The following is a 26050-nucleotide window of genomic DNA, read 5'->3' as shown; positions in this document are numbered from 1 at the left end:
TATCACCATTTCATACCAGTAACTAAAAAAAAGCAGATGTACCATTCCTATTTCAGGTTGGTCCATCCACTTATAATTATTATTTCATTCGCAGGGAGCAATTGTATAGAAGTATTGCTGTAAAATCTATGTTTCTCATGGAACAAGATTTCGCGTCAAATTTCAACAGTTTATACTCTTCTGTATGGTAGAAAGAAACTAAATGTCGTCCCTTGACCTTTTTTACTCTGCACATTAATAAAGCCATTATGAGCTTCGATAATATTTTTCGCAATAGCAAGACCAAGTCCAGTGCCTGCTCTACCTCTTGTTCTTGCTTTGTCCGCTTTATAGAATCGTTCAAAAACAAAAGGAAGGTCTTCTTCTGGAATTCCTGATCCATTATCTTTCACAGAAATTGTAATACCCTTATCTTCTTTCGTTTGTACAATCATAATTGTACCATTTTCATTCGTGTGCCTCATTGCATTATCAATCAAATTTGTTAACACTTGCTCAATTTTATCGGGATCTAACTTGAATGTTAGATCTTTTGATTCAATTTCGGCATCCAAGATAACATCATTATCACGGGCAACCCCTTTAAATTTATACATGATACGATGTATGTATTCCTCAATATCAACCTCTTCATCATTTAAATGGATATGCCCTGCTTCCATTCTCGCGAGGTCTAATAATTCGTTTACTAATCTACCTATTCGTAAAGATTCATCGTAAATGATTTTCGCTAATTCTTTATTTTCTTCTTCTGACCCTGCAATATCATCTACGATTGCCTCACTATAACCCTGTAGCATGGAAATTGGCGTTCTTAGCTCGTGTGACACATTAGATACAAAGTCAATGCGGAGCTTATCTAGACGGCGTTCTTCTGTCATATCACGAATTACTGCAACTGCACCACGAACACTCTCTTGGTTCTGTGTATAAAGCGGGCTTACAATAATGACATAATACCTACCTTGAAGCATTAATTCACCAGACTGTTCCTTTTCCGTCTTAATTGCCTGCGTTAATAATTTATCCAGTTCAGTCGGAATAGCGCTCTCGTTTTCACTTTCATAATGCCATTGTTGCAAAAACCTTTCCGCTGGTGGATTTGTAATTAATATGGATCCGTCTTGATTAAATGTCATCACACCGTCTGCCATACTACTTAATATACTTGTTAGCTGTTCTTTTTCTTGACTTAACACATTCATATTAAACTTGAGCCTTTTCCCCATTTGGTTAAAAGCAATGGCTAATTCACCAATTTCGTCATGGCTCAAAAAAGGAACTTTCGTATCAAATTTGCCTTTAGAAACCTCAAATGCTGCTTCCTTCATTTTTCGGAGTGGAGCCGTAATTCTTGTAGAAAGAAAAAAGGCAAAAATCGTTGTTAACACAATCGCTATTCCAGCCGCTAGCAAGATTATTCTAGTCGTCTTTCGCGTTGTTTCTTTTAACAGTGCCAAAGATTGATAAGTAAATATCGCACCATTGTCTTCCCCTTCAATTTTTAACGGTACACCCGCCACAATATAATTTTCAAATCTACTTCCATGTCTTTCAACATCTGTTAGTGATAATTCCTTTTTAATAGATATTCTCTCGGAAAAGACCTTTGATAAATCTTCGTCTTCCAAAAGGACTGTTCTAGGTATCCATCCTTCCGTACCTCTTCCAGATGAAAAGATAATATTATCTTTACTATAAGCAACCGCAACGCCAACTGGATCATCTACTATTTCAAACACAATTTCCTCACCCATATTATCATTAGCATGTGATTCAATAATATTTGATATCTTTTTAGCTTGGTCTGATAATGATTGCTCAATTTGGTTCACATGATACTTTTCAAAGAATTCTAGTAGAAACATTGTTAATATAATGAGAACAAATGAAACAAGTAACAGGATTGTCATCCATAGCTTTCCTACAACACTACGCCACAGTCTCATTCATGACCTGCCTCAAATTTATAACCGACTCCCCAAACTGTAACAATCATACCAGCGGCTTTGTCTGAGACGCGATTTAATTTTTCTCGAAGTCTTTTCACATGAGTATCGACTGTTCTTAAATCGCCAAAAAACTCATATTGCCAAACCTCTTTTAAAAGATGCTCACGATCAAACACTTTATCTGGTGATTTAGCAAGGAAATGAAGAAGCTCATATTCCTTAGGTGTTAAGTTCACTTCTTTGCCATCTGCCGAAACTCGATGTGCATCGTGATCAATAGATAAATGTGGAAATACAATTATATCTCTTGCAGTAGCACCCGCTTGCATGTAATTTGTTTGTGTCGCTCTTCTTAATAAAGCTTTCACTCGTAATACTACTTCTCGTGGACTAAATGGCTTAACGATATAATCATCTGTTCCAACCTCAAAACCTTGCACTCTATTTGTTTCTTCCCCTTTTGCCGTTAGCATAATTACCGGTGTTGTTTTTTCCTCGCGAAGTTCCTTACATACTTCAATACCGTCTTTACCCGGCATCATTAAATCGAGAAGAATACAGCTATAATCATTCTGTAGTGCTAGTTCTAACGCTTCTTCACCATCTGCTGCCTCATCTATCACATAATTTTCTCTCTCCAAATACATCTTTAACAATCTTCGAATACGATCTTCATCATCCACTACTAAAATTCTCACTTCTGATTCCATCTTTGAACCCCCTCATAACTTATATATAAGTATATTGTATAGGAAAAAGCCCCGCACCTAAAGAGTGAGGGCTTGTATAACATTTTTTATCAGTTAGCCGCATATGAATGCAGACCGAACAAGATCAAGTTTACTGCCACTAGGTTAAACATGATAATTGCAAAGCCGATAACAGCAAGCCATGCTGATTTTTCTCCATGCCATCCTTTTGATAGTCTTAAATGCAGGAATGCTGCATAGAATAGGAATGTAATAAGCGCCCATACTTCTTTCGGATCCCATCCCCAAAAACGTGTCCATGCAATCTGCGCCCATATCATTGCAAATACTAGGCCACCTAAAGCATAAACAGGGAAACCAATTAATACTGAACGGTAGCCAATTTCATCCACTAAATCAAGATTTACCTTTTTAACGAGTGGTTGTAATAAAGTAATAATTCGATTTCTGAAAATTAGTCTAATCAATAAATATAGCAGTGTACCAATGATCAAACTCCAAATCATTGTATTAAACTTTTGCGCATCAATAATAGCAGGCATGTTGAATAATGGTTGCATTTTACCGTCTGTAATCAATTCTCCATCATGAGGCCCAACTAATGCTGGAAGAGTATATGCCGCAACCTTCTCTTTCCCTTCTTTATCAATCCAGTTTAAATCTGCTTTGTAATCGACAAATGAAAAGGCGGAAGTAATAATAATAAATCCAATCGCAATAACTACAGAATACATAATCGCTTCCAACCAAAAGGCACGTTTATCTTTTGCTTTTGTATCGACAGCTTTGAGTAAATACATAATACCCGCTACGAAACTTATGATAAGAATCGCCTGTCCAATCGCTACTGTCGTTACATGAATATAAAGCCAATGACTTTGCAGCGATGGAATGAGAGGACTAACATTACTTGGAAACATACTTGCAAAAGCAATCATTAACATTGCAAGTGTTAACGCAAATATACCTAATGCATTTAACTTGTATATAAAGTACAAAATAATGAAAGCGCCAACTACCATCATTCCAAAGAATGTGGTAAATTCAAACATATTACTAACTGGTGCATGTCCGCCTGCGATCCATCGAGTAATAAAATACCCAATTTGTGAGGCAAAACCAATCAGCGTTAAGCTAATAGCAATTTTCGACCATTTATTAGGGCCAGCACTTTTTTCCAAACCCCTTTTATCACGTATTCCTCCGCCGAAAAATAAGGTAGCAATCAAATATAAGATAAATGCAGCTTCTAATAAATTACTGCTTATCTGTATCAAACTCGGCATTCTTATTCCCTCTTTCTTTGACATTATTTTTCTTTTCTTGCTGATCAATCGGCTCAGGGATAGAAGTACCTTTTACGATAGTAGCAATTTCATTTCTTAAACTATGCCAGTTTTTGTTTGTATGGCCTGCAATTAAAACTTCATCTTTTTCTTTTTGCAACCATATCCGACGATGATTCCAATAAGAACCTTGAATAACCCCAATCATAAATATCGATCCCCCGAGGATAAGAACCCAGAGAGTCAAATCTTTCCTTACAGTAAGCCCAGTCGCATTACGTGTCGTAACTTCTTTGAATGTCATTTTATAATCTGTTTCTCCAAGTGGTTCAGCCGTTTGTTTAATGGCAGTGAAGCTCATTTCACCATCTGGATGATCAGGTGAAATCATATTGAATAGAAAAGCTGGATTATTTGGTGTCGGCGAATCAGAAACTGGTTCTCCATTTTCAGCAAACCCAGAAAAATCTGGATAATAACCCACTAATTCAACTTTATAACCATCACCAAAATCATACTCGTTCTGTGGATCGAATAAATCAATCGTTACTTCTCCAACAGTTTCTTCACTTTTTTTATTTATTAAATTAAATGACATTGTATTTAACTCATTCAGCTTATAATCCATTTGATACAAAGCGTAATCATCAAATTTCAAAGGTTCATTTACACGAATCTCTGCCTCTGTTATTTCTGTTAAATCGTTTTCTTCTCCAATTGTTTTGTCTAGATCCCGCTTATACAGAACAACATCAGATTGGAAACTCTTAACAACAGATCCAACTCTGTCGAGCGTTGCTTCATATACGGCATTTTCATCGTCTTTATTATAAAGTTCCATGGTGAACTTCTTGTTTTCTAATACATACTCCTTATGTGTTCCAGGAATCGTTGCCGTCTCCCCTTCTCGAATCCATAGAAATTCATCCACATACATTCCAGGAACAAACCTTAACATGCCACCAATTAAAAATATAATAAGACCAATATGATTGACGTAAGGACCCCAACGTGAAAAACGATTTTTTTCAGCTAAGATATTTCCATTTTCCTCACGAATTTTATATTTTTTCTTTTTTAGATTTGCCTTCACTTGTTCAAAATCTGTTTCCATCTGACTGTCAGCAGCAGCTCTTTTAAAAAGTCTTTGTCTTTTTAAGAATCCTTCATGTCTGCTTACTTTCTGATTTTTCAGCGCTCGATATAAAGGAAACACTCTATCAATACTACATATAACTAGGGATACGCCTATTGCTGCAATCATTAACAAATACCACCAAGAACTATACATATCATGTAGTCTCAGAATATAAAATATATCGCCACCTATACCGTACTTTTCACCGTAATACACAGCCGGATCTGCATTTTGCGGAATGTACATTACTTGCGGCAAAAATGTACCAAGCGCGGAGGCAATCAATGTAATGACAATAAGCCATATTCCTACTTTGACCGACGAAAAGAAATTCCATATCTTATCGACAAATGTTCGATTATATGTTTGGGATCTACGTGCACTTCCTTCATAACGCATATCGTGAAGTTTTTCTTTTTTTGCTTCTTCAGTCAATGCACGGCCACATGATTCGCACAATATCGTACCAATCGGGTTAATATGCCCACAAACACACTTTACTTCTTTCATATCTAAACTCCCCTATTAACTATTAGGTTTAATACTTTCCATCATTCCCTTAATTTTGGCTTCTGTTAATTCACCCACTTCAACTTGGGTGATCTTCCCATCCGGATCAACTAAAACTGTGACTGGCATATTTGTTATCCGATACATATCTTTTACATCTTTCGTTTTATCTCGCAAAATCGGAAACGAAAGATCATGGCTGTTCACAAAATTATTTATTTGAAATTCCGTGTCGCCTATATTAACTGCTAAGATTTCAATTCCCTGATCTTTATACACTTGATACTGGCTGTCCATATCAGGCATTTCTCTTTTACAAGGTGGACACCATGTTCCCCAAAAGTTTAAAAAGACGCCTTGTCCTTTATATTCGGATAATTGGTGCTTTTTCCCTTCCATATCAGTTAGTACAAAGTCAGGTGCATCATCGCCTATTTCAAGTTTGGCATGTTTATCTTTCGTGAAATTTGCATAAAGCGTATACGCAACAGCGACTACCATGACAGACAATATAATTGTCCTTATATATAAGCGCCGCTTTTTCTTTTCAACCATTTGTAAATGATTACCTCCTTGCAATTTTGATACTTTAACATATTAATTATACCATTTGGTTAAAGCCTACTAGGCACTGGTATTTTGAAGGTTATGTGAAAGATTGATGTTATCTAGGTAATCCCTTACCTGTTTCAGCTAATGTCCGTAGCTGTTTCACCTCATGTGGCGTTAACTCCCTGCTATCACCTGAGTTTAATCCATATAAATTAAGCGTTCCGTACTGCTCTCTTTTAAGTTTCAAAACTGGATGCCCGATTGCTTCCATCATACGACGTACTTGTCGATTACGTCCTTCATGAATGATAATTTCCACAATTGAATTGCCTTTTCGTTTATCCAATGACTTCATTTTCACTTTGGCTGGTGCAGTCTGACCATCCTCGAGATTTATTCCAGTTTCCAACTTCTTAAGCGCCTCTCTAGATGGGATACCTTGCACTTTTGCAATATATGTTTTTTGGACTTCATAACGCGGATGCGCAAGTAGGTTGGTAAATTCTCCATCATTTGAAAGTAGAAGTAAACCTGATGTATCATAATCTAGTCTGCCGATCGGATAAATCCTTTCCTTCACATGTGGAAAGAAGTCAGTTACTACCTTTCTACCTTTGTCATCCTTTACCGCTGAAATAACCCCTCTTGGTTTATACAAGAGAAAATATCTCTTCCCTTCTTGCTCGAGTGGTACGCCGTTCACTTCAATTCTATCTGAATTAGTTACTTTGGTCCCCAACTCTTTCACAACTTTTCCATTTACTGATACCATGCCTTGTGCGATCATTTCTTCTGCTTTCCTTCTTGATGCGACTCCAGCATGTGCAATTACTTTTTGTAAGCGTTCCATTTCTTCCACCTCTTCATAATTACGGGCTTTTACTGTATGAATTATTACATATGTAAGCCAAAATTCAAAGAAAGTCTACTTTCTAATCCCACAAAATAACAAAAAAATGTCCAGATTAAGAACTGAACATGAAAGAAATGATCATTATAGCTGCTGATATACCGACAAGATCCGCTAGAAGACCTACTTTTAATGCGTCTCCCATCTTTTTAATTCCTACCGCTCCAAAGTAGACAGTTAAAACATAAAATGTAGTATCTGTGCTCCCTTGAATGGTCGAGGCAAGCTTTCCTATATAAGAATCAGGGCCATGCACAGAAAGAATATCACTCATTAATCCTAATGCTGCTGTACCCGATATTGGTCTTATCAATGCCAATGGTACAATTTCTGCTGGGATACCTAACATATATAACATCGGTTGTATTAAATGAATAAAAAAGTCTAAAGCGCCCGAAACTCTAAATACCGATATCGCAACGAGCATTCCAACTAAAAAAGGAATAATAGAAATAGCAATCTTTATTCCTTCTTTCCCCCCCTCAACAAAATGCTCGTACGTAGGGACCTTTTTAAATGTACTGTAGATTAATATGACACCAATAATGATAGGTACAATCCATAGCGAAATAACTGAGATTAATTGCATCGTTATTTCAGATCCTTTCTCCTTCTCCGATGATAGAAATATCGATCAAATAATATTGCAGCGGCAGTGGCAATAATTGTTGCCACTAATGTTGGGCCAACTATATCAGTCGGAGAAGTGGAATTATAACTCATTCTTATCGCAATCACGGTTGTTGGGATTAATGTCAACCCAGAAGTATTCAAAGCCAAAAAAGTAACCATTGATCTACTTGCTGATGATTTTCCGCCATTTAGTGACTTTAACTGTTCCATTGCCTTTATACCTAATGGTGTCGCTGCGTTTCCTAGGCCGAGCATGTTAGCGATCATATTTGATAGTATATATCCAACAGCTGGATGGTCACTAGGCACATCTGGAAATAACTTTAGGATAAGTGGTTTAAAAAGCGTCGAAAGCTTATCTAAAAGTCCTGATTCTTGTGCAATCCTCATAATTCCAAGCCAAAATACAAGAATACTTATAAGACCAATACATAAGGTAACGGCTTCATTAGCGGAAGAAAAGATTGCCTCATTTACTTCCTTCATTTTCCCGTTGATAATCGCAAAAATTAAACCGATAACCGTCATTGCAACCCATATATAGTTAATCATGCTACATCACACTTCCATGATTAAAAAAGAAATCTTTCATTTTTTCCCACCTACTTTTTTCATTATGAACTTTTTCTTTTACAAAAATAGGGACTTTACGAACCGCTTCACTTTGAAAGTATAGAATAGCAAGTCCAACTTCTCCTTTTGTTTTTTTACGTATTTTTTTTTGATCTAACATTTGATATTCAACTTTAATATCCGCTAACTCTTTTTCGGTTAATGGATAGTAAACATTATTTTCAAAAAACAGCTCTTTATTTTCCATCCCTTCTAATTTTATTGATAAAGATCCCTTGTTGAAAATCTTTTTTAATTGAAAATTTTTAAAGCCATACTCATACATTGAAATATGATCATTCCAATCATCTGGTCCATCTAATGTTACTGAGATGAGGTCTAAACCGTCTTTTGAAGCGGTTGTAACAAGTGTTCTACCTGCTCTTTTTGTAAAACCTGTTTTACCGCCTGTACAATACTTATATTTTTCTGTTAACAATCGGTTTTTATTTTTCCATTGCTGTGGTCCTTCTTCACGTTCAAATTTATATACTTTTGTACCGGAAATAGTTTGATATGTTTCATTTTCCATTACATATTTCGTTAAAATCGCCATATCAAAAGGTGTGGAGTAATGTTTTTCATGATCATCTAATCCATGTGGGTTAGAAAACATTGTATTTTCCATCCCTAGTTCTTCTGCTTTTTGATTCATAAGAAAAACAAACCCCTCTTCGCTCCCCCCAACATGCTCTGCTATAGCAGTCGCAGCGTCATTACCAGAGCGGAGCATTAATCCATACACAAGATCTTGTAGCTTGATAGATTCTCCTGGTGTGAGATAGACCGATGAACCTTCCGTGTATACCGCGTTTTTGCTCACTTTTACGGTATCATTCATTTTTCCTGATTCGATTGCAATAATTGCCGTCATGATCTTTGTAATGGAAGCGATTCTTCTAATCTCGTGAGAATTATTTTCATATAACACTCTTCCAGTTTTTTGCTCCATCAAGATTGCACCTGAGGAGCTAACAGAAAAAGCGGCTGCTTTTGTCGGCATAAAAGCCGTTACTAGTAAAACGGCGACAAGACTGATAAATGCCAGCTTTCTCTTTGCTTTCATCGTTTCGCCTCTCATTCTTTGTTGATATAGTTTCAAATGGACAAATATGTCTATTTAGGATTAGAAAACAAAACTAAAAATTACAAAACAACATAAACATTTCATAAAACTAATCGAGTAAAAAAACTCCCCCCACTCCATTTGTACAAGTCTATGCACTTATTTTGAACGATATGATAAGAAAAGTGGAAGACGTCCGTTTAGGGAAGTACAAACTGGACCGACATGATGCGGGCTTCCGAAGTTGCCAAAGTACATGGCGATTTTAGTCGAGGAACTATTTATTTCATACGATATAAAGGAAACACGGCAAGCCATGAAAGGCGAATCGATTGTGACTTATCGTTGGAAGAATTCCGAAGTTTGCTAGTCGTTGAGTGCGGCACTCATTTATAGGTGACAAAGTTTCTTTTTAATGTGTTGGAATCAAGAGATATAACGACAAAGTGTGGTAATGGAATATGGCTCTCATCATTGCGCACAATATATAGGCACTTGTTTCCTTTCAATATTTATCGTTAAACAAGAAAAGAGCTGTCCAATTATAATTGGACAGCTCTTTTCTTTCTTTAATCATCAAAGGAAGAAAAAAACAAATCAGCTTCTTCCTGTATTCCCTCTTCTTGAGTCAAATCTTCCAATTCAGGTAATTCTTGAAGATCTTCTAGTCCGAAATAATCGAGAAATTCTTTTGTAGTACTATAAAGAATTGCTCTCCCTGATCCCTCTACACGTCCAGCCTCATTTATTAATCCTCTAGACATTAACGTTTGCAATGGTCGTTCAGTTTTAACTCCTCTAATCTCCTCAATTTCCATTCTAGTAATTGGCTGTTTATAAGCAATGATTGCGAGTGTTTCTAAGCTAGCCTGTGATATTGATGTATTGGCAGGAGCCTCAGCTAACTTACGCAAAAATTTTGCATGTTTACGCTTTGTAGTTAGCTGGTAAGTTTTAGCAATGTAAATCAGAGTGATGCCTCTTTCATCATCGTTCTCATATTCTGCTCGAAGGCTTTCTATTAACTGTTGTGCATCCTCTACCGTTGTATCCATCGCTTCGCATATTTGTGCAAGCGATAAACCTTCATCTCCTGCGGCAAACAGTAAACTTTCGATGATTCCTTTATGCATGGATTCTCCCATCTACAGAAGCCCCCTTTCTTGCTGCTAGAAAAATATCCTCAAAGTTCCCTTCTTGATCAACGATAATTTCTTTACGTTTCATCAATTCAAGCATAGCTAAAAAAGTTACCACAATATACTGTCTATCTTCAGTTGGAAAGAAGGAGAAAAAGGGTACCCTCGTATGACTCTTAGTTAAATCTGCCAAAACTTCAGCCATTCTGGTTTCTATCGATATTTCTTGTTGAGAAATCTTTGTCGCTAATGGTTTCTTTAACTTTTTTCTTCTCAATAATTTATGATAAGCACCTAACATATCAAAAATAGTTACTCCCAAATCAGTATTACTTTGATTAGCTTTTTCTGCATACGCCGAAAGATCACTAGGCGGTTTCATAAAAATCTCGCCTCTTTCTCTCTCTTTTTCTTTCAAAGCTAATGCCGCTTCTTTGTATTTTTTATACTCGATTAAGCGTTCCACAAGTTCATCCCGCGGATCATCTTCCTCAAAAAACACTTCATCGTCATCAGTTTCTTCTTCATGTTTTGGGAGAAGCATTTTACTTTTAATAGCTAAAAGAGTGGCAGCCATTACTAAATACTCACTAGCATCATCTAATTTCAATTCTGACATCGCATTAATATAAAGTAAATATTGCTCTGATATTTCTGCCATTGGTATATCATAAATATCAATTTCCAATCGGTTTATCAAATGAAGCAATAGATCTAAAGGACCTTCGAACGCTTCAATTTTTACCTCGTATCCCATCTAATCACCAATTCTAAACTCAAATATATTTTGCGCCATCATCTATCATATTACAGTAAAGCAAGAATTTGAAGAAAAAACATTTCTCAATAGGCTACATAAAGAAAAATAAAAATATGTGTTATACTTACGAAAGGTAATATCTAGTTTAAGAAAGGAGCATTTTCTTGCAATTTCCAGCACGTTATTTGGATTTTTTATTTCACTTTCATGGAGATAGGGATTATTTTGAATGTCATGAAGTGCTCGAGGACCATTGGAAGGATAATGGTATGGAGCGTAATTCTATATGGGTAGGGCTTATCCAAGTTGCTGTAACTTTTTATCATTATCGCCGCGGTAATATAAAAGGAGCGTTAAAAATGATAGATAAGGCTCTAATTCAATTAAAAGATAAACAAGAAGAAACATATTCTCTCGGAATACAGTTTTCTGTTTTAATAGATGAACTTGCAAAAATACGATTAAAGATTATAACTAATCAACCATATAAATCTTATCATATTCCGATATATAATCCGACACTATTACATTTATGCCAAGCACGATGCGAAGAGGCTGGATTCCCTTGGGGTGTTACTTCCACCTCTGTTTCTCAAACTATTGTTAATAGGCATTTAACCCGTGATCGTTCTCAAGTTATAGAAGAACGCGAACAAGCACTAGCTACAAAAAATGCTAGTCGTTCATTTTTATTGACCTCTTAATCATCTGTACATTTTCAAACTCGGGTTAAAGTTAGATAGAAAAAACAGTACTGAATGCGTTATGCATCTGTACTGTTTTTTCCTTCGTTCTCATCACATTTTTCAAAAAAAGAAGCGGTATATTCATTCGGAAAAAACTCTTTATCCTCATGCAGGTCTTTCACCGACTGTAACATACACTTCCCAATTCCCTCATGACGATGCGATGGATTAACAGAAATATGTTGAACTTCCACCTTATCTCCATCAATAATCACACCAATGACTCCAACAATGTCATCTTCTTTTTTCCATAAAAAAAGTTGCCATCCAGCCTCTGTTTCATACATCTTCATTGAAATTTGTAATTTTTTTAAATCTTTTTCATTGGGCATAAATGATAGAAGCCCCATCGCAATTTTCTCATAGGCTTTCTTATATCGTATTAACATAAATGATCCCTCGTTATTCTTTTTTCCACACATAGCCTTAAATGAATCTTACTAGCCAGTTGACATACTTATACACACGTCAATCTGTTGGATTAATCATTAACGGTTTGGTGCAATAAAAAGCCAATAACCCATTCCCCAGGCGATCGCTACGATGAAAATTAATGCAAATAAAATAATGTTTTTTTTATTCAATTCCAGATTCCCCTTAATTTGGACAAGAACGACATTAAAAATAATCTTCATTATTATTGTAACATCATTATTAATAATCGCAACTTTACGGGATAAACGTCGAATGAACGATCAAAAATTTTCTTCTGTTTGGATACTTCCGTGTTTCCTTTATCCTCGTATCAATAAGGTTAATAAGGTTTCTCGCCTAAACTCGCCGCATCCTGTGGCAACGTCGAGGGACCCGCATCATGCGGGCCCAGTTTGTACGTCGCTTAACGAGCGCTTACGCTTTTCGTGATGTCCAGCTCCAGCGCTCAACGACTAGCAAACTTCAGGTTTCTTCCTACGATAAGTCAACATCGGCTCGCCTTTTAGGCTTGCCGTGTTTCCTTTATCTCGTCAGAACCCCTCCAGTTTGTACGTCGCTTAACGAGCGCTTACGCTTTTCGTGATTGGAAGGTCTAGTCGGACTAGATCTTCGTATGTTTCTCTTTTAACTACTAATTTATCTTCGCCTTCTTCTACAAATATAACTGGTGGTCTAGGAATACGATTATAATTATTAGCCATTGAATATCCATATGCCCCTGTACAGAAAACAGCGAGTATATCGTTTTTATCCGCTTCTGGCAGCTGAAGATCCCATATAAGCATATCACCTGATTCACAACATTTACCCGCAATAGATACCAGCTCGGAAGGCTGTTCATTTGCTCGGTTTGCGAGAATGGCTTCATATTTAGCGTCATATAAAGCGGGTCGCAAATTATCTGTCATACCGCCATCAACGGCCAAATATTTACGCACATTAGGGACATTTTTACTTGAACCTAATGTATATAAAGTTGTTCCTGCATCGCCAACTAGCGATCTACCAGGCTCTATCCAGATTTCAGGCATTGGTAATTTTAATCGTGCTGTCTCTTTCTGTACCTCGTTGATCATTTCTTGGACATAATTTTCTGGAGCGAGTGGTTCGTCTTCCGCAGTATAACGAATACCAAATCCGCCACCTAAATTCAACACTTGTGGAGTAAATTCAAATGCAGCATGCCATTCAGCCATTTTTTCTAAAATTTTGTTTGCTGCCAATATAAATCCTGTAGTTTCAAATATTTGAGAACCGATATGACAATGTAAACCAAGTACATTTATATATTCACTTTCAAGCGCCTTTAAAAGGGCAGATTCCGCTTGACCATTTTGCAGATCAAAACCAAATTTTGAATCTTCTTGTCCAGTCAAAATATAATCATGCGTATGCGCTTCAATACCGGGAGTTACCCTGATTAGTATATTAACTACTTGCTTTCTCTCAACTGAAAGATCACTTAGTATTTCCAATTCATAAAAATTATCTACAACGATACAACCAACATGATGGTCCAAGGCCATAATTAATTCCGCTTCACTTTTATTGTTTCCGTGAAAATGGATTTTTTCTGCAGGAAATTCAGCTTTTATAGCTGTATATAATTCCCCACCCGATACAACATCGAGCGAGAGCCCTTCTTCCTTAATTAACTGCAACATCGCCACAGTAGAAAAAGCTTTACTTGCATATGCTACTTGGGCTTTAATACCAAGATTATCGAATGTCTGTTTAAATGCACGTGCCCTTTCACGAATCAATGAAGTATCATAAACATATAGAGGTGTCCCGTACTTCTCAACTAGTTTGACTGTATCTATACCACCAATTTCTAAGTTACCAGTAGTATTTATCGTTGCGGTACCATAAAGATGCATTTCTTTTCCTCCAAATCCGAATATATAAAATATTAATAAAGCAATCGGAAAATACCGATTGCTTGCATTTACGTCCATACAGAAAAGTTAGATTATTTAACAATCTATTAAGTAGGATAAACTTTATCATATTTTTCATTTTTCTGCAATTAGTGGTCAGACTTTGGTGGTTGTCGGAATTTATTTCTTGGATGAACGATACTTGGACGAAATATGGAACCCGGAACTGGTCTCCTAATTAGGATATGGGTAAAAGCTGATGGATTAAAAGGCAAAACCGGCCATAAGTAAGGAGCATTTAAAGGTCTAAGCTGAGTTAGGAATAGAATAAATACTGTCGTACCAATAATCAAACCTGGTGCTTTAAATAAGGCTACAGCAATTAATAAAATCATTCTAACCATTTTATTCGCTACACTTAATTCATAACTTGGTGTTGAAAACGTACCAATTGCCACTATTGATATATACAATATGATCTCTGGACCAAACAAACCAACGTCAACGGCAATTTGTCCGATTAAGACTGCAGCAATAAGCCCCATGGCAGTAGATAGTGGTGTCGGTGTATGAATTGCAGCAATCCGTAAAAATTCAACACCTAAATCCGCTGCAAGCAATTGAATGATGATCGGTATTTCCGAAAGTTCATTAGGTCCAATATAGGATAGAGTAGCAGGAAGCATAGAAGGTTCAAGCACAAATAAATACCATAATGGCAATAAAAAGAGTGAAACCCAAATACCTAAAAAGCGTGTCCAACGGACGAACGTCCCTACTGCCGGGGACTGACGATATTCTTCAGCATGCTGCACGTGATGAAAATAAGTAGCTGGGGTAATCATCACACTTGGAGATGTATCGATAAATATTAATACATGCCCTTCAAGTAGATGAATCGATCCAACATCTGCTCTTTCCGTGTAGCGAACAAGAGGAAATGGGTTATACCCTTGCTTCATTATATATTCCTCTATCGTCTTATCAGCCATCGTAATGCCATCCACATCGATATTCGAAATTTCTTTTCTAATTGTCTCTACAAGTCCTGGATTAGCTATATCTTCTATATATCCGATAGCAACATCTGTTTTGGATCGTTCTCCAACTTTAAACATTTCGAACCGTAAGTGCTCATCGCGGATTCTTCTTCTAGTTAATGCTGTATTAATAATAATGTTTTCAACATACCCATCCCTCGAGCCGCGAACTACTTTTTCTGTATCAGGCTCTTCTGGTTGCCTACCTGGATAACTACGCACATCAATGATTAGAGCTGATTCTTCCCCTTCAATGATGATCGCAATTAATCCAGATAAAACTTGATCTACGACTTCATCCATTGTATTAACAGGATCTACCGATTCATGTACCAAGCGATTCTTAATCAAACTACCAATAGCTTTTGTCGGTTTTTCCTTATCATTTAAATTAACTAGTTCTTTTATAATTTCAACGATGTAAAGTGTGTCACATAATCCATTTACATAATATATTTGAATCTCTTTCCCTAACACGTTTAATTTTCGGATGCCCAAATCGAAGCTTGTGCCTAGCCCAACTTTTTCTTTAAAAAATTGTTCTATTGTATCTAACCCTTGGTCTAATATATCTTTTTCTTTATTATTGCGTCTACGCATTCATATCTGCTCCTATTCACATTGGAGTGTAAAGTCTTTTATTCAACTAGTATGTTGCAAATCATTGGTTTTCATACAAAAAAGAACACATGAAAACCGTTAGGTGTCCATGTGTTCTTTCATTTGTTCCAGTATTTTCTTTTCAATCCGCGAGACCTGAACTTGAGAGATACCGAGCCGTTCTGCTACTTCTGTTTGGGTTCGATCTTTATAGTACCTAAGATATACGATTAGACGTTCCCTTTCTCCAAGGCCCCTAATTGCTTCTTTAAGAGCAATGTTATCAAACCACTTTTGCCCGTTTTGATCTGCTATTTGATCCATTAATGTAATGGGATCGCCATCGTTCTCATATACTGTTTCATGAATAGAAGCTGGGGATCGACCCGCATCTTGTGCCATGACAATTTCTTCCCTAGAAACGTCTAAATATGCAGCTATTTCATTCACAGTCGGCGTTTTACCATATTGTTTTGTTAGATCATCTCTAGCTCTTCTAATTCTGTTTCCTAATTCCTTCAAGGAACGACTTACTTTTACCGTTCCGTCATCACGAATGAATCGTTGAATCTCTCCAATGATCATCGGTACTGCATAAGTTGAGAATTTAACATCATATGAAAGATCAAATTTATCTACTGACTTTAACAGCCCGATGCTACCAATCTGGAATAAATCATCGGGTTCGTAGCCCCTGTTAAGAAAGCGTTGAACAACAGACCATACTAGCCTAACATTTCTTTCAACTAATAAATCACGGGCGCCCTGATCTCCCGCCTGACTTCTTTTAATATATTCCTTGACCTCAGCATCTTTTAAAAATCCCTGTTTCGTCTCTTTCTTAAGTTCCACATCCATAGGCGCGGCTCCTTAATTGCATAACGCTTTGTTTTTCGTTAAATATTTTATTAAACGAATTGTTGTGCCTGAACCTTGGTGTGATTCCACTTCCAGATGATCCATGAAATTTTCCATTATCGTAAAACCCATCCCGGATCTTTCCAAATCTGGCTTCGTGGTGAACAAGGGTTGCCTTGCTTCATCAATATCTGTAATGCCAACCCCGTTATCTCGTATGATTAAATCGATCATTCCATCTTCAATTGCCACTGATATATGCACGATACCAGTCGGATTTTGTTCATAGCCATGAATAATTGCATTAGTCACTGCTTCAGATACAACCGTTTTGATTTCTGTTAGCTCATCAAGAGTTGGATCTAACTGGGCAATAAAAGCTGCCACTGTCACACGAGCAAAGGATTCATTCTCGCTGAGAGCACTAAATTGAATCTGCATTTCATTTCTCATCGATTATGCAACCCCCAATCTTTCAAGCGCAAATTGTTCTGAGGTTTCAAGCTTTACAATTTTAAATAGTCCAGACATTTCAAACAAGCGTTTTACTGGTGGGGAAATTGCGCAAACAACCATTTCACCATGCTTTAATTTTATTTGTTTATATCTTCCTAGGATAACCCCCAATCCCGAACTATCCATAAATGTGAGTTTCTCCAAGTTCAAGATAAGATGGATAATTTGGTGTTTTTCAATTGCTGCAGTTACTTTTTCTCTGAGATATTCAGCTGTATGATGATCCAATTCCCCAGCCAAACGAATGCATAACGCTTCTTGCTTCACTTCTAAATCAACTGTAAGACTCACTATCCTAAGCCTCCTTGTTTATTTATGCTTTCGCTTTCCTTGATGCCTAACTTCAGCATCTGCTTAGTATGAACTTAGATTTCACCATTTCTGTTCATATCCCTAAACAGACGCCTCCGTTTATAGGTATAGTGAGTAATTCTATTTAGACCTTCTTGATTCCTTCCACATGACAAAACTAGAAGCAATTCGCTAAAATTTTCACCTTTTATCTAGATTGAGTAAACAAACCAAAAGCACGTTTATAAAGTTCCCACCAAGTTGCTTTTTTTACATCCTTTTCAGCAACTAGTGGTGTTTTAGACAATTCTTTGTCTTCTTTTTTAATAATAATTGTGCCAATCTGCTCGCCTTTCTTTATTGGAGCATTTAATTGTTTATTTATTTTTATTTCTGTTTTTAATCCATCTGTCTTATCGCCTTTTTTCGTTAATACAGAAACTTGATCCCCTGTAATCGCATTTATCTCTTTGTGATTGCCTTTGCTCACTTTTACTTTTTCTATTACTTTTCCTTTTTTATGAATAGAATGCGTAGCATATTGCGCAAAAGCATAGTCTAACATTTTCGTTACTTGGGCATTCCTGCTTTTAGATGTAGTAGCTCCGAAAACTACAGCTACTACACGCATATCGTCTTTTTTAGCGGTAGCAGTTAGACAATACTTGGCCTCTCCTGTAAAACCAGTTTTAAGCCCATCTACACCCGGATAAAACTTCACAAGTTTATTTGTATTTACAAGCCAAAATTTCTTATCCGTATTTTCGCGCAAATATGATTCATATTGCTTTGTGAAATCAGTAATATCTTCATATTTTAATAATTCTTTTGCCATCATAGCCATATCATAAGCAGTACTATAATGATCTTCTACTGGTAACCCTGTTGTATTATTAAATTTGGTGTTCTTGAGTCCTAGTGATTTTACCCGTTTATTCATCATATCGACAAACGCTTCTTCACTTCCTGCAATTTTTTCCGCCATTGCTACAGATGCATCATTTGCTGAAGCAAGCGAAATTGCGAGAAGCATTTCTTTCACTTTCATTTCTTCCCCGGGTTCCAAGAATATTTGTGATCCTCCCATAGATGCTGCATATTCACTTGTTCGCACCTTATCTTCCATGGTCAGTTTCCCACTATCAATTGCTTCCATGATCAAAAGCAACGTCATTATCTTTGTCATAGATGCAGGAGGAAGCTTTTCATGGCTATTTTTATCATATAAAATGGCACCTGTATCTTTTTCAATTAAAATTGCGGATTTCGAATCGTCTGAAAGCTCAGCATGCTTTTCCTCTGCTAATACAGTTTGGGAAAATAAAGTGAATATCATTACTAGGCAAATTATATTACGAACAAAGCTTTTCATTTTAACCCCTCCAATTATGCCGTTCAAAACGGGAATGTTTTCCATAGCCCCATTCTCTCCTTTCGTAATTTTTTTATACCATTACATAGAAAAAAGCCAAAGATCTGAGATCTTCGGCTTTTTCAATACTTTTATTACATCGCTTCAACTAGTGATTTTACAAACCGTAAAAAATCGGCTCTCACTTTTTGAGTAGTCTCTATCACTTCTTCGTGTGTTAAAGGCTGGTCAAGCATCCCGGCGGCAAGGTTGGATATACAGGAGATACCCATGACTTCAATGCCTGTGTGACGTGCTACAACTACCTCTGGTACCGTAGACATACCAACAGCATCTCCACCAAGTTTCCTTATCATTCTTACTTCTGCTGGAGTCTCATATAGCGGTCCAGTATTGCCAAAATATATTCCTTCTTGAACGGATATTCCTTGTTTTTTAGCTGTTTCTTTCGCTAAATCAATTAATTTCTTGCTATACGCCTCTGACATATCAGGAAATCTAGGACCAAGACGTGCATCATTAGAACCAATTAGTGGATTTCCGCCCATATGATTAATATGGTCTGTTATGATCATTAGATCCCCCGGCTGAAAATTCTCATTCACGCCACCAGCGGCATTGGTGACGATCATTTGGTCTACTCCGAGTGATTTCATTACCCGCACAGGAAATGTTACTTCTTGAAAATCATAGCCTTCATAGAAGTGAAATCGTCCCTGCATAGCAATTACCTTTTTGCCATTCAAGTTTCCTAGTACTAGTTGTCCAGTATGTCCTTCCACCGTTGATACTGGAAAATGTGGTATTTCTTCATATGGAATTTTTATCGACTGGTCGATTTCTTCAGCGAGAATACCCAGCCCAGAACCAAGAATCAAACCGATATCAGGACGCTCCCCATATTGATTTTTAATATAAGTTGCTGCCTCTTGAATTTTGTCAAACATTCACATTACTCCTTACTCATTAAGTTCTCTAAAAAGCTTACACCTGCTCCTTGCCATTTTACATTAAAATTATCTGCAATTGTAGCGCCAACATCAGCGAAAGTTTTACGAAGTGGCAATTCGCCACCACTCGAAAAGCTTGGTGAGTATACGAGTAATGGCACAAATTCTCTCGTATGATCTGTTCCATGATGGATTGGATCATTTCCGTGGTCCGCTGTAATAATAAGAAGATCATCTTTTTGCATTTTTTCCATTACCTCAGGTAAGCGTTCGTCGAATTCTTCTAATGCCTTTCCATAGCCTTCTGGATCACGACGGTGACCATATAAAGCGTCAAAATCTACAAGATTAATAAAACTCATACCTGTAAATTCTCTGTCAAGGACATCTATCCATTTATCCATTCCATCCATATTTGAAGTGGTTCTTACAGCATCTGTAATGCCCTCACCATCATAGATATCGTGAATTTTACCAATAGCGATTACGTCTAAATCACTATCTTTTAACTCATTCATCACTGTGTTGCTAAATGGTTTCAGTGCATAATCATGACGATTTGCGGTTCGTTTAAAATCACCCGGTTCACCAATAAATGGTCTTGCAATGACACGCCCTACTTTATACTCATCTACCATTGTTAATTCTCTAGCCTGTTCACATATTTGATACAACTCCTCGATTGGAACAATATCTTCATGTGCAGCTATCTGTAAAACAGAGTCTGCCGATGTGTAGACAATTAATGCGCCTGTTTTCATATGATCTTCACCAAGCCGATCAATAATTTCCGTTCCACTTGCTGGGACATTTCCAATTACAGTACGTCCTGAGGCGCGTTCTAACTGTGTAATTAGTAATTCTGGAAAACCATTTGGAAATACTTTAAATGGATGGCTTGTTATAAGACCCATCAATTCCCAATGTCCCGTCATTGTATCTTTACCCCTAGACGCTTCCTGCATTTTTGTATAATACGCAAGTGGTTTTTCTGCTTTCTTAATCCCTTTAATTTCTTTAATATGTGAAAGACCCAATTTACCCATGTTTGGCATATTTAGTCCATTCATCTTTTCAGCAATATGGCCAAGAGTATCTGCCCCTGAATCACCAAATGCTTCCGCATCCGGCGCCTCCCCAATACCTACTGAATCTAGTACAATTAAATGAATTCTTTTGAATGTTGAATAATGCATCCAACCGCCTCCTCAACTAAATAAATACATTTTGTTATGCTATATGTATATCATACCCACTTTAAGAAAAGCATAAGCGCCCGTTAAGCGACGTACAAACTGGACCCGCATGATGCGGGTCCCTCGACGATGCCACAGGATGTGGCGAGTTTAGTCGAGGAACCTTATTGATACGAGATAAAGGAAACACGGTAAGCCTAAAAGGCGAGCCGATGTTGACTTATCGTAAGAAGAAACCGGAAGTTTGCTAGTCGCTGGGCCCTGAAGCTAGACACTAAAAAAACCGCAGCTTGCGGCTTTGTTTCATCTAACAGTATACAGTATGTTACAGTTTACATCTGCCAACACTTCTTATTTTTCAAGCACGAGGATGATATTTCGTATATACATCCTTTAATCTTGTTTTTGTTACATGTGTATAAATTTGCGTTGTAGAAATATCAGCATGGCCAAGCATTTCCTGCACAGCACGTAAATCCGCACCGTTTTCTAGTAAATGAGTGGCAAATGAATGACGAAGCGTATGTGGGGTCAATTCTTTTTCTATCTTAGCTTCTGCAGCAAGCTTTTTAACAATCTTCCAATAGCCCTGTCTCGTTAATCTATTTCCATGGTGATTAAGAAAAAGTGATTCTGTTTTATATTTAGGGCTTCTTAGTTTTGGTCTTGATTTCTCTAAGTATGCTTCAATCACTTCAGTCGCATATGTGCCGATCGGAATAATTCTCTCCTTATTCCCCTTACCGACACAGCGAATAAACCCCATCGTCAAATGAACAGAATCTAAGTTAAGATTTATGAGTTCGCTCACTCTTATTCCTGTTGCATATAATACTTCAAGCATTGCACGATCTCGTAAACCAATAGACGTTGCCATATTAGGTGCCTCTAACAATGACTCAACTTCCGTAAAACTTAGTACCCTTGGTAAATTTTTTTCCATTTGTGGTGTTTCAATATGAACAGATGGATCTTGGTCCACAGCTTTTTCTCTCAGTAAAAATTGGTGAAAAGAGCGAATTGATGCAATATGGCGTGCGAGCGTCTTCGCCGACTTTCCCTGTTTTTTTAGATGACCTAGAAATTGAACAATATGCACACGTGATACTTCATTAAGAGAATTTAGCTGTTCCACTTTCTGTATATACTGAAGATAATGCTTTAAATCTCGTTCATACGAAATAATCGTATTCTTAGCCAAACCTTTCTCCACTATCATAAAGTGACTAAAATCCTGTAATTGATCATGCATTAAACATTACTCCCCATTTCGATAAAAAAGCAGAAGACGATCAAACCAGCCATTATCTTTATCTCCCATTGGTTGAAAAGCCTTGACCGCCGTTCCTTCCGGCTCATCATAACGCCGGTAATTTTCATATTCCTGATTTATCCACATGATACCATAATAAAAGAGGACTGTGCATCCCGTAAACAACAAAAATAAGCGCATCGACTGTAAGAAAACTTGTACAATTTTCTTCATGTTTTACCATTCCTTTTCGATCATACTAAATTCGGTTGTTAACATCATATGCCCAGTCCTACTTACATTATTCAGTATTTGCGAATTTTTATTAAAGGCCAAGTAAACAATATCCTTGATCGAGTTTGTCATTCTGATTTCAAGAAAAAAAAGCCTTCCTCCTAATAGGAATAGGCTTTAATCACGATCTTCGTCTTCTTTTTTCTCTTTTTGCTTTTCATGACAACGCCAGCAAATACCATGAAAAGTAAGTCTATGATCCTTTATTTTAAAGTTCCAGTCACGTTCCACGATTTTCTCAACATCGCCTAATAAATCGTCTTTAATTTCATCTACAGCACCGCATTCAATACACACTAGATGATGATGAAAATGTGCGGCACCTTCTTGGCGTAAATCATATCGTGATACCCCATCGCCAAAATTAATTTTATCGACTACCTTTAATTCTGTTAAAAGTTCTAAAGTTCGATATACAGTTGCCAAACCAATTTCAGGCGATTTCTCTTTGACTAATAGATATACATCTTCCGCGCTTAAATGATCTTCCTCATGTTCAAGCAACACCCGAACCGTGGCTTCACGCTGGGGAGTAAGCTTATAGCTTGCAGAATGTAATTGTTTTTTTATACGATCAATGCGACTTTCCATACATATGTATCCTCCCTCGCCACTATCCATTTAATTATAGCAGAAGCATGGGTATAATCAAACTAAAATGATTATAATTAGGATGTACATATTTTACCAACCAAAACAGAAAATCTGCTTTTGTATTGACGTACAATCTATGCCATTGGGCTCGATGCTCATAGGCTACTAATTAAAGCTATGATGTTATTTCTTCAATTGGATATGGAAGTAATAATTGTTTTCATTAGTGCCGGAGCGATATACGCTTCAACACTGGCCGCAATCGTAAGAATAGCAACAGCAGCAATGAAAGCCAATATATATTTAGAAAAAATAGGAGTAAGTTGAAAAGTGATGCTTTTTCTGATAAATATCTTTCTGATTAGCATCATCGAAAACCCAACTGAGCATGCTCCAATAAATATGATGACAGGAATGATGAATAAATTTTGCGGAAATAATGATACAAATGAAAGAAGTAATCCATTCCAGCCCATCTGATTTACAAGAAATCCAACTGAGAACCCAACAACGATTCCTTTAATAAATATTAAAATAAAGATAAGTGGAAACCCAATTATTGAAATACCTAATACCCACATTAGCCCAGTAAATTTAATATTATGCAGCAAACTAAGTTTGAACAGCTCTTCTGATGATGCGGTTTCTCCAGCTGATACTTTAGTAAAATATTGGTTTAAATAATAAAATAGATCTTCTTTTTGAGGAGCTGATAAACTATTTACAAGTACCGCCCCAAAAATGATACCCATTAAAAATAAAACCATGATGAATGTATAAATGGAAGAATAATCCCTTATATGACGAGTAATTAAATTAGAAGAGAATCGATTGCGCATTCTTTGCTTCCCCCTGTTCTGCGATTAATACATGTTATGAGGGACAAGCAGTAGATATGACAATAATAAAATTACTCCACACCTATTTATATAGATTTTACTTTTTTAACTTTTCCATATTTACCGCCTCCACCTGCTGCAATGTGGAGAGTGCCAGAACGGGCCTTACTAATCATCAATGCTAATTCTGGTTTAACTGTATCTATGAGCGCTTTTTCAGTAACATGGTGCAAAATATTCATTTCTGTTCCAAAGTGATCGAGAAGCTTGTCTAACGTTTTAGGTCCGAGACCTGGTATAAAATCTAATGGCACTTGATGAATATAGGATGGTCTTTTTGGCAAATCGTCCACCCCGGAGCTTGCCAATTCTCCAATTCGCTCAGATACCCCTTTTGTAAACTTTTTCGATCCGCATTTTTTACACACATCTGCCTCTTGAGGGGTAAAACATTTTGCACATGCTGTTCGATAATACTTCCCTAGAAAAGGATTTAACCCATAGTTTGCTTCAATATAATTTCCATTTCTTCTTTTCAAAGCATCGGCAAGAGCATTAAATGTAGGAGCTTCAAGCCACATCTTTTGATATTCCCTAGCAATTTTCGGTAAGGAATGGGCATCAGAGTTGGAAACAAATGTATAGTGATGTAATTCAGAAATTTGATCTGCCATTTCTGTATTGGAGCTTAGCCCAAGTTCTACTGCGTCAATGAGTTCGGGATTCAAGATTTCTGTAAGTGACTCTTCGACCCCTTTACCATACAAACTTTTAAATGGAGTAAAGATATGGGCAGGAATAAACAACCCGCCAAGCATTTTCACCTGTTCTTGTAACGCTTGAGCATCTTCATACATTCTTTGTGTGCTAAGTTGAATATTCGTCACTCGATTAGATAACCACTGAGAAAATTCCTTTACAGTTATGAAGCTTGGGAAATAAACTAGTAGATGAATTGGGCCATGACAACGCTCATCATATACTTCTATTTCCGTACCAGGAATGAGCGTTACTTCATCTTCAAAACGAAAGCCGCCCTCTTCCATTTCCACCAGTTCTCCTTTTTCTAATAAGCCTTCCATCTCTTCGATTACTTCAGGCGAATGACAATCAATCACACCAATAATATCTAACCCTTTTGGAAACTTTGCTGTTTTTAAAATGTTTGTTAATGTGAGATTACGTGCAGCTGTTATTTTTACCGGTTTATCTTTGTAAGTCCTTCCAATATGCACATGAAGATCTGCAAAATAAGTATTCATCTAATTCATCCCCATTTTCAATTGTAAATAAAGAACCGCATAGACTGTTTTCGCATCATAGATTCGTTTTTCCTCCACATATTTTATTGCTTGTTCCAACGTAACCTCTTCAAGTTCAACAAACTCATCTTCATCTCCACTGAGAGGATGTTCAACCTTTTGTAAATCAGTAGCGATATAAAGGTGGATCAATTCGTCCGCAAAACCTGGTGAGGTATAAAAGGAAATTAAGTGTTCAAGTTTTCCTGCTGCATAGCCAGTTTCCTCCTCTAATTCTCTAACGACTGATAACTCCGGCTTTTCTCCTGGTTCTAGCTTTCCCGCTGGAATTTCGAGTAGCGAACGTTCCAATGGTTTACGGTATTGTTCCACCATGACTATTTTATTTTCTGTTGTCAGAGCAATGACCGCAACTGCCCCGGGATGTTTTACGATTTCACGTTTAGCTATTTTTCCATCTGGAAGTTCTACCTCATCTACTTGTAAGTTAATGATTTTTCCTTCAAAAATTTTGTTTGTATTCAATGTCTTTTCTTCAAATTTCTTCATTTATGTCCAGCTCCCTATTTAATATATTCCCAATAATCATTTATAATATCATACAGATTCTCAAACATTAACTTTGGCTAACTTCTACTAATCCGTTAATATAAAGAC

27 protein-coding genes are annotated in these 26050 nt (G+C 36.8%); 1 reads left to right on the top strand and 26 read right to left on the bottom strand.

Features of this window, described 5'->3' with window-relative positions:
* Nucleotides 1–170 precede the first annotated feature (170 nt).
* From BLE01S_RS04610 to BLE01S_RS04560, 11 genes are all read right to left on the bottom strand, one after another.
* Nucleotides 171–1949: an ATP-binding protein gene (locus BLE01S_RS04610; RefSeq protein WP_066137670.1), complete on the bottom strand. Its 1779-nt coding sequence runs from the start codon at nt 1947–1949 to the stop codon at nt 171–173.
* The gene (locus BLE01S_RS04605) at nt 1946–2662 is read right to left on the bottom strand and encodes a response regulator transcription factor (protein WP_066137668.1); all 717 of its coding nucleotides are present in this window, start codon (nt 2660–2662) and stop codon (nt 1946–1948) included. Before BLE01S_RS04605 ends, BLE01S_RS04610 begins: the two co-directional genes overlap by 4 nt.
* A gap of 89 nt (nt 2663–2751) precedes the next feature.
* On the bottom strand, nt 2752–3939 hold the full coding sequence (ccsB, locus tag BLE01S_RS04600; protein WP_066140889.1) for a c-type cytochrome biogenesis protein CcsB: 1188 nt from the start codon (nt 3937–3939) through the stop codon (nt 2752–2754).
* On the bottom strand, nt 3920–5596 hold the full coding sequence (resB, locus tag BLE01S_RS04595; RefSeq protein ID WP_066137666.1) for a cytochrome c biogenesis protein ResB: 1677 nt from the start codon (nt 5594–5596) through the stop codon (nt 3920–3922). Before resB ends, ccsB begins: the two co-directional genes overlap by 20 nt.
* Before the next feature lie 15 nt (nt 5597–5611).
* The gene (resA, locus tag BLE01S_RS04590) at nt 5612–6151 is read right to left on the bottom strand and encodes a thiol-disulfide oxidoreductase ResA (RefSeq protein ID WP_066137664.1); all 540 of its coding nucleotides are present in this window, start codon (nt 6149–6151) and stop codon (nt 5612–5614) included.
* Between the two features lie 109 nt (nt 6152–6260).
* Nucleotides 6261–6998: a pseudouridine synthase gene (locus BLE01S_RS04585; RefSeq protein WP_066137662.1), complete on the bottom strand. Its 738-nt coding sequence runs from the start codon at nt 6996–6998 to the stop codon at nt 6261–6263.
* A gap of 115 nt (nt 6999–7113) precedes the next feature.
* Nucleotides 7114–7647 (bottom strand): spore maturation protein, encoded by a 534-nt coding sequence (locus tag BLE01S_RS04580; RefSeq protein WP_066137660.1) that lies wholly within the window; start codon nt 7645–7647, stop codon nt 7114–7116.
* A gap of 2 nt (nt 7648–7649) precedes the next feature.
* On the bottom strand, nt 7650–8243 hold the full coding sequence (locus tag BLE01S_RS04575) for a nucleoside recognition domain-containing protein (protein WP_066137658.1): 594 nt from the start codon (nt 8241–8243) through the stop codon (nt 7650–7652).
* A gap of 1 nt (nt 8244) precedes the next feature.
* Nucleotides 8245–9369 (bottom strand): D-alanyl-D-alanine carboxypeptidase family protein, encoded by a 1125-nt coding sequence (locus tag BLE01S_RS04570; RefSeq protein ID WP_066137656.1) that lies wholly within the window; start codon nt 9367–9369, stop codon nt 8245–8247.
* Nucleotides 9370–9938: 569 nt separating this feature from the next.
* Nucleotides 9939–10514, bottom strand: a complete 576-nt coding sequence (scpB, locus tag BLE01S_RS04565) for an SMC-Scp complex subunit ScpB (protein WP_066137654.1) — start codon at nt 10512–10514, stop codon at nt 9939–9941.
* Nucleotides 10495–11265 carry a segregation/condensation protein A gene (locus BLE01S_RS04560; RefSeq protein WP_066137651.1) on the bottom strand — a complete coding sequence of 257 codons (771 nt, stop codon included), beginning with the start codon at nt 11263–11265 and terminating at the stop codon, nt 10495–10497. The genes scpB and BLE01S_RS04560 overlap by 20 nt, the downstream gene beginning before the upstream one ends.
* Nucleotides 11266–11432: 167 nt before the next feature.
* Between BLE01S_RS04560 and BLE01S_RS04555 the strand changes: the two genes are divergently transcribed.
* Nucleotides 11433–11972, top strand: coding sequence for a DUF309 domain-containing protein (locus BLE01S_RS04555; RefSeq protein ID WP_066137649.1), 540 nt, complete (start codon nt 11433–11435; stop codon nt 11970–11972).
* Nucleotides 11973–12031: 59 nt separating this feature from the next.
* Here the strand turns inward: BLE01S_RS04555 and BLE01S_RS04550 are convergent, their stop codons facing one another.
* From BLE01S_RS04550 to BLE01S_RS04480, 15 genes are all read right to left on the bottom strand, one after another.
* Nucleotides 12032–12403 (bottom strand): GNAT family N-acetyltransferase, encoded by a 372-nt coding sequence (locus tag BLE01S_RS04550; RefSeq protein WP_066137647.1) that lies wholly within the window; start codon nt 12401–12403, stop codon nt 12032–12034.
* Nucleotides 12404–13006: 603 nt separating this feature from the next.
* On the bottom strand, nt 13007–14329 hold the full coding sequence (lysA, locus tag BLE01S_RS04545; protein ID WP_066137645.1) for a diaminopimelate decarboxylase: 1323 nt from the start codon (nt 14327–14329) through the stop codon (nt 13007–13009).
* Nucleotides 14330–14478: 149 nt separating this feature from the next.
* Nucleotides 14479–15969, bottom strand: coding sequence for a spore germination protein (locus BLE01S_RS04540; RefSeq protein ID WP_066137644.1), 1491 nt, complete (start codon nt 15967–15969; stop codon nt 14479–14481).
* Between the two features lie 99 nt (nt 15970–16068).
* The gene (gene sigF, locus BLE01S_RS04535; RefSeq protein WP_066137642.1) at nt 16069–16827 is read right to left on the bottom strand and encodes an RNA polymerase sporulation sigma factor SigF; all 759 of its coding nucleotides are present in this window, start codon (nt 16825–16827) and stop codon (nt 16069–16071) included.
* A gap of 12 nt (nt 16828–16839) precedes the next feature.
* On the bottom strand, nt 16840–17280 hold the full coding sequence (gene spoIIAB, locus BLE01S_RS04530; protein WP_066137641.1) for an anti-sigma F factor: 441 nt from the start codon (nt 17278–17280) through the stop codon (nt 16840–16842).
* A gap of 3 nt (nt 17281–17283) precedes the next feature.
* Nucleotides 17284–17634: an anti-sigma F factor antagonist gene (spoIIAA, locus tag BLE01S_RS04525; RefSeq protein WP_066137638.1), complete on the bottom strand. Its 351-nt coding sequence runs from the start codon at nt 17632–17634 to the stop codon at nt 17284–17286.
* A gap of 208 nt (nt 17635–17842) precedes the next feature.
* The gene (locus tag BLE01S_RS04520) at nt 17843–19006 is read right to left on the bottom strand and encodes a D-alanyl-D-alanine carboxypeptidase family protein (protein WP_066140886.1); all 1164 of its coding nucleotides are present in this window, start codon (nt 19004–19006) and stop codon (nt 17843–17845) included.
* A gap of 134 nt (nt 19007–19140) precedes the next feature.
* Nucleotides 19141–19953, bottom strand: a complete 813-nt coding sequence (locus BLE01S_RS04515; RefSeq protein ID WP_066137636.1) for a purine-nucleoside phosphorylase — start codon at nt 19951–19953, stop codon at nt 19141–19143.
* Nucleotides 19954–19958: 5 nt separating this feature from the next.
* A complete protein-coding gene (deoB, locus tag BLE01S_RS04510; RefSeq protein WP_066137634.1) occupies nt 19959–21152 on the bottom strand; it encodes a phosphopentomutase in 1194 nt (397 codons plus the stop codon).
* Between the two features lie 358 nt (nt 21153–21510).
* Nucleotides 21511–22404: a site-specific tyrosine recombinase XerD gene (gene xerD, locus BLE01S_RS04505; protein WP_066137632.1), complete on the bottom strand. Its 894-nt coding sequence runs from the start codon at nt 22402–22404 to the stop codon at nt 21511–21513.
* Between the two features lie 6 nt (nt 22405–22410).
* Nucleotides 22411–22638: a YqzK family protein gene (locus BLE01S_RS04500; protein ID WP_066137630.1), complete on the bottom strand. Its 228-nt coding sequence runs from the start codon at nt 22636–22638 to the stop codon at nt 22411–22413.
* 177 nt (nt 22639–22815) lie between these two features.
* A complete protein-coding gene (gene fur, locus BLE01S_RS04495; RefSeq protein ID WP_066137629.1) occupies nt 22816–23289 on the bottom strand; it encodes a ferric iron uptake transcriptional regulator in 474 nt (157 codons plus the stop codon).
* Between the two features lie 194 nt (nt 23290–23483).
* Entirely contained in the window at nt 23484–24131 is a 648-nt protein-coding gene (gene spoIIM / locus BLE01S_RS04490; RefSeq protein WP_066137628.1) for a stage II sporulation protein M, read from the bottom strand.
* A gap of 86 nt (nt 24132–24217) precedes the next feature.
* Nucleotides 24218–25393 carry an endonuclease Q family protein gene (locus BLE01S_RS04485; protein WP_066137626.1) on the bottom strand — a complete coding sequence of 392 codons (1176 nt, stop codon included), beginning with the start codon at nt 25391–25393 and terminating at the stop codon, nt 24218–24220.
* Nucleotides 25394–25942, bottom strand: a complete 549-nt coding sequence (locus BLE01S_RS04480; RefSeq protein ID WP_066137624.1) for an NUDIX hydrolase — start codon at nt 25940–25942, stop codon at nt 25394–25396.
* Nucleotides 25943–26050: the final 108 nt, after the last annotated feature.

The sequence above is a fragment of the Lederbergia lenta NBRC 16444 genome (genome assembly GCF_001591545.1).
GTDB lineage: Bacteria > Bacillota > Bacilli > Bacillales > Bacillaceae_C > Lederbergia > Lederbergia lenta.
Note: the sequence above shows the minus strand (reverse complement) of the source record. Positions and strands in the feature narration are given on the sequence as shown.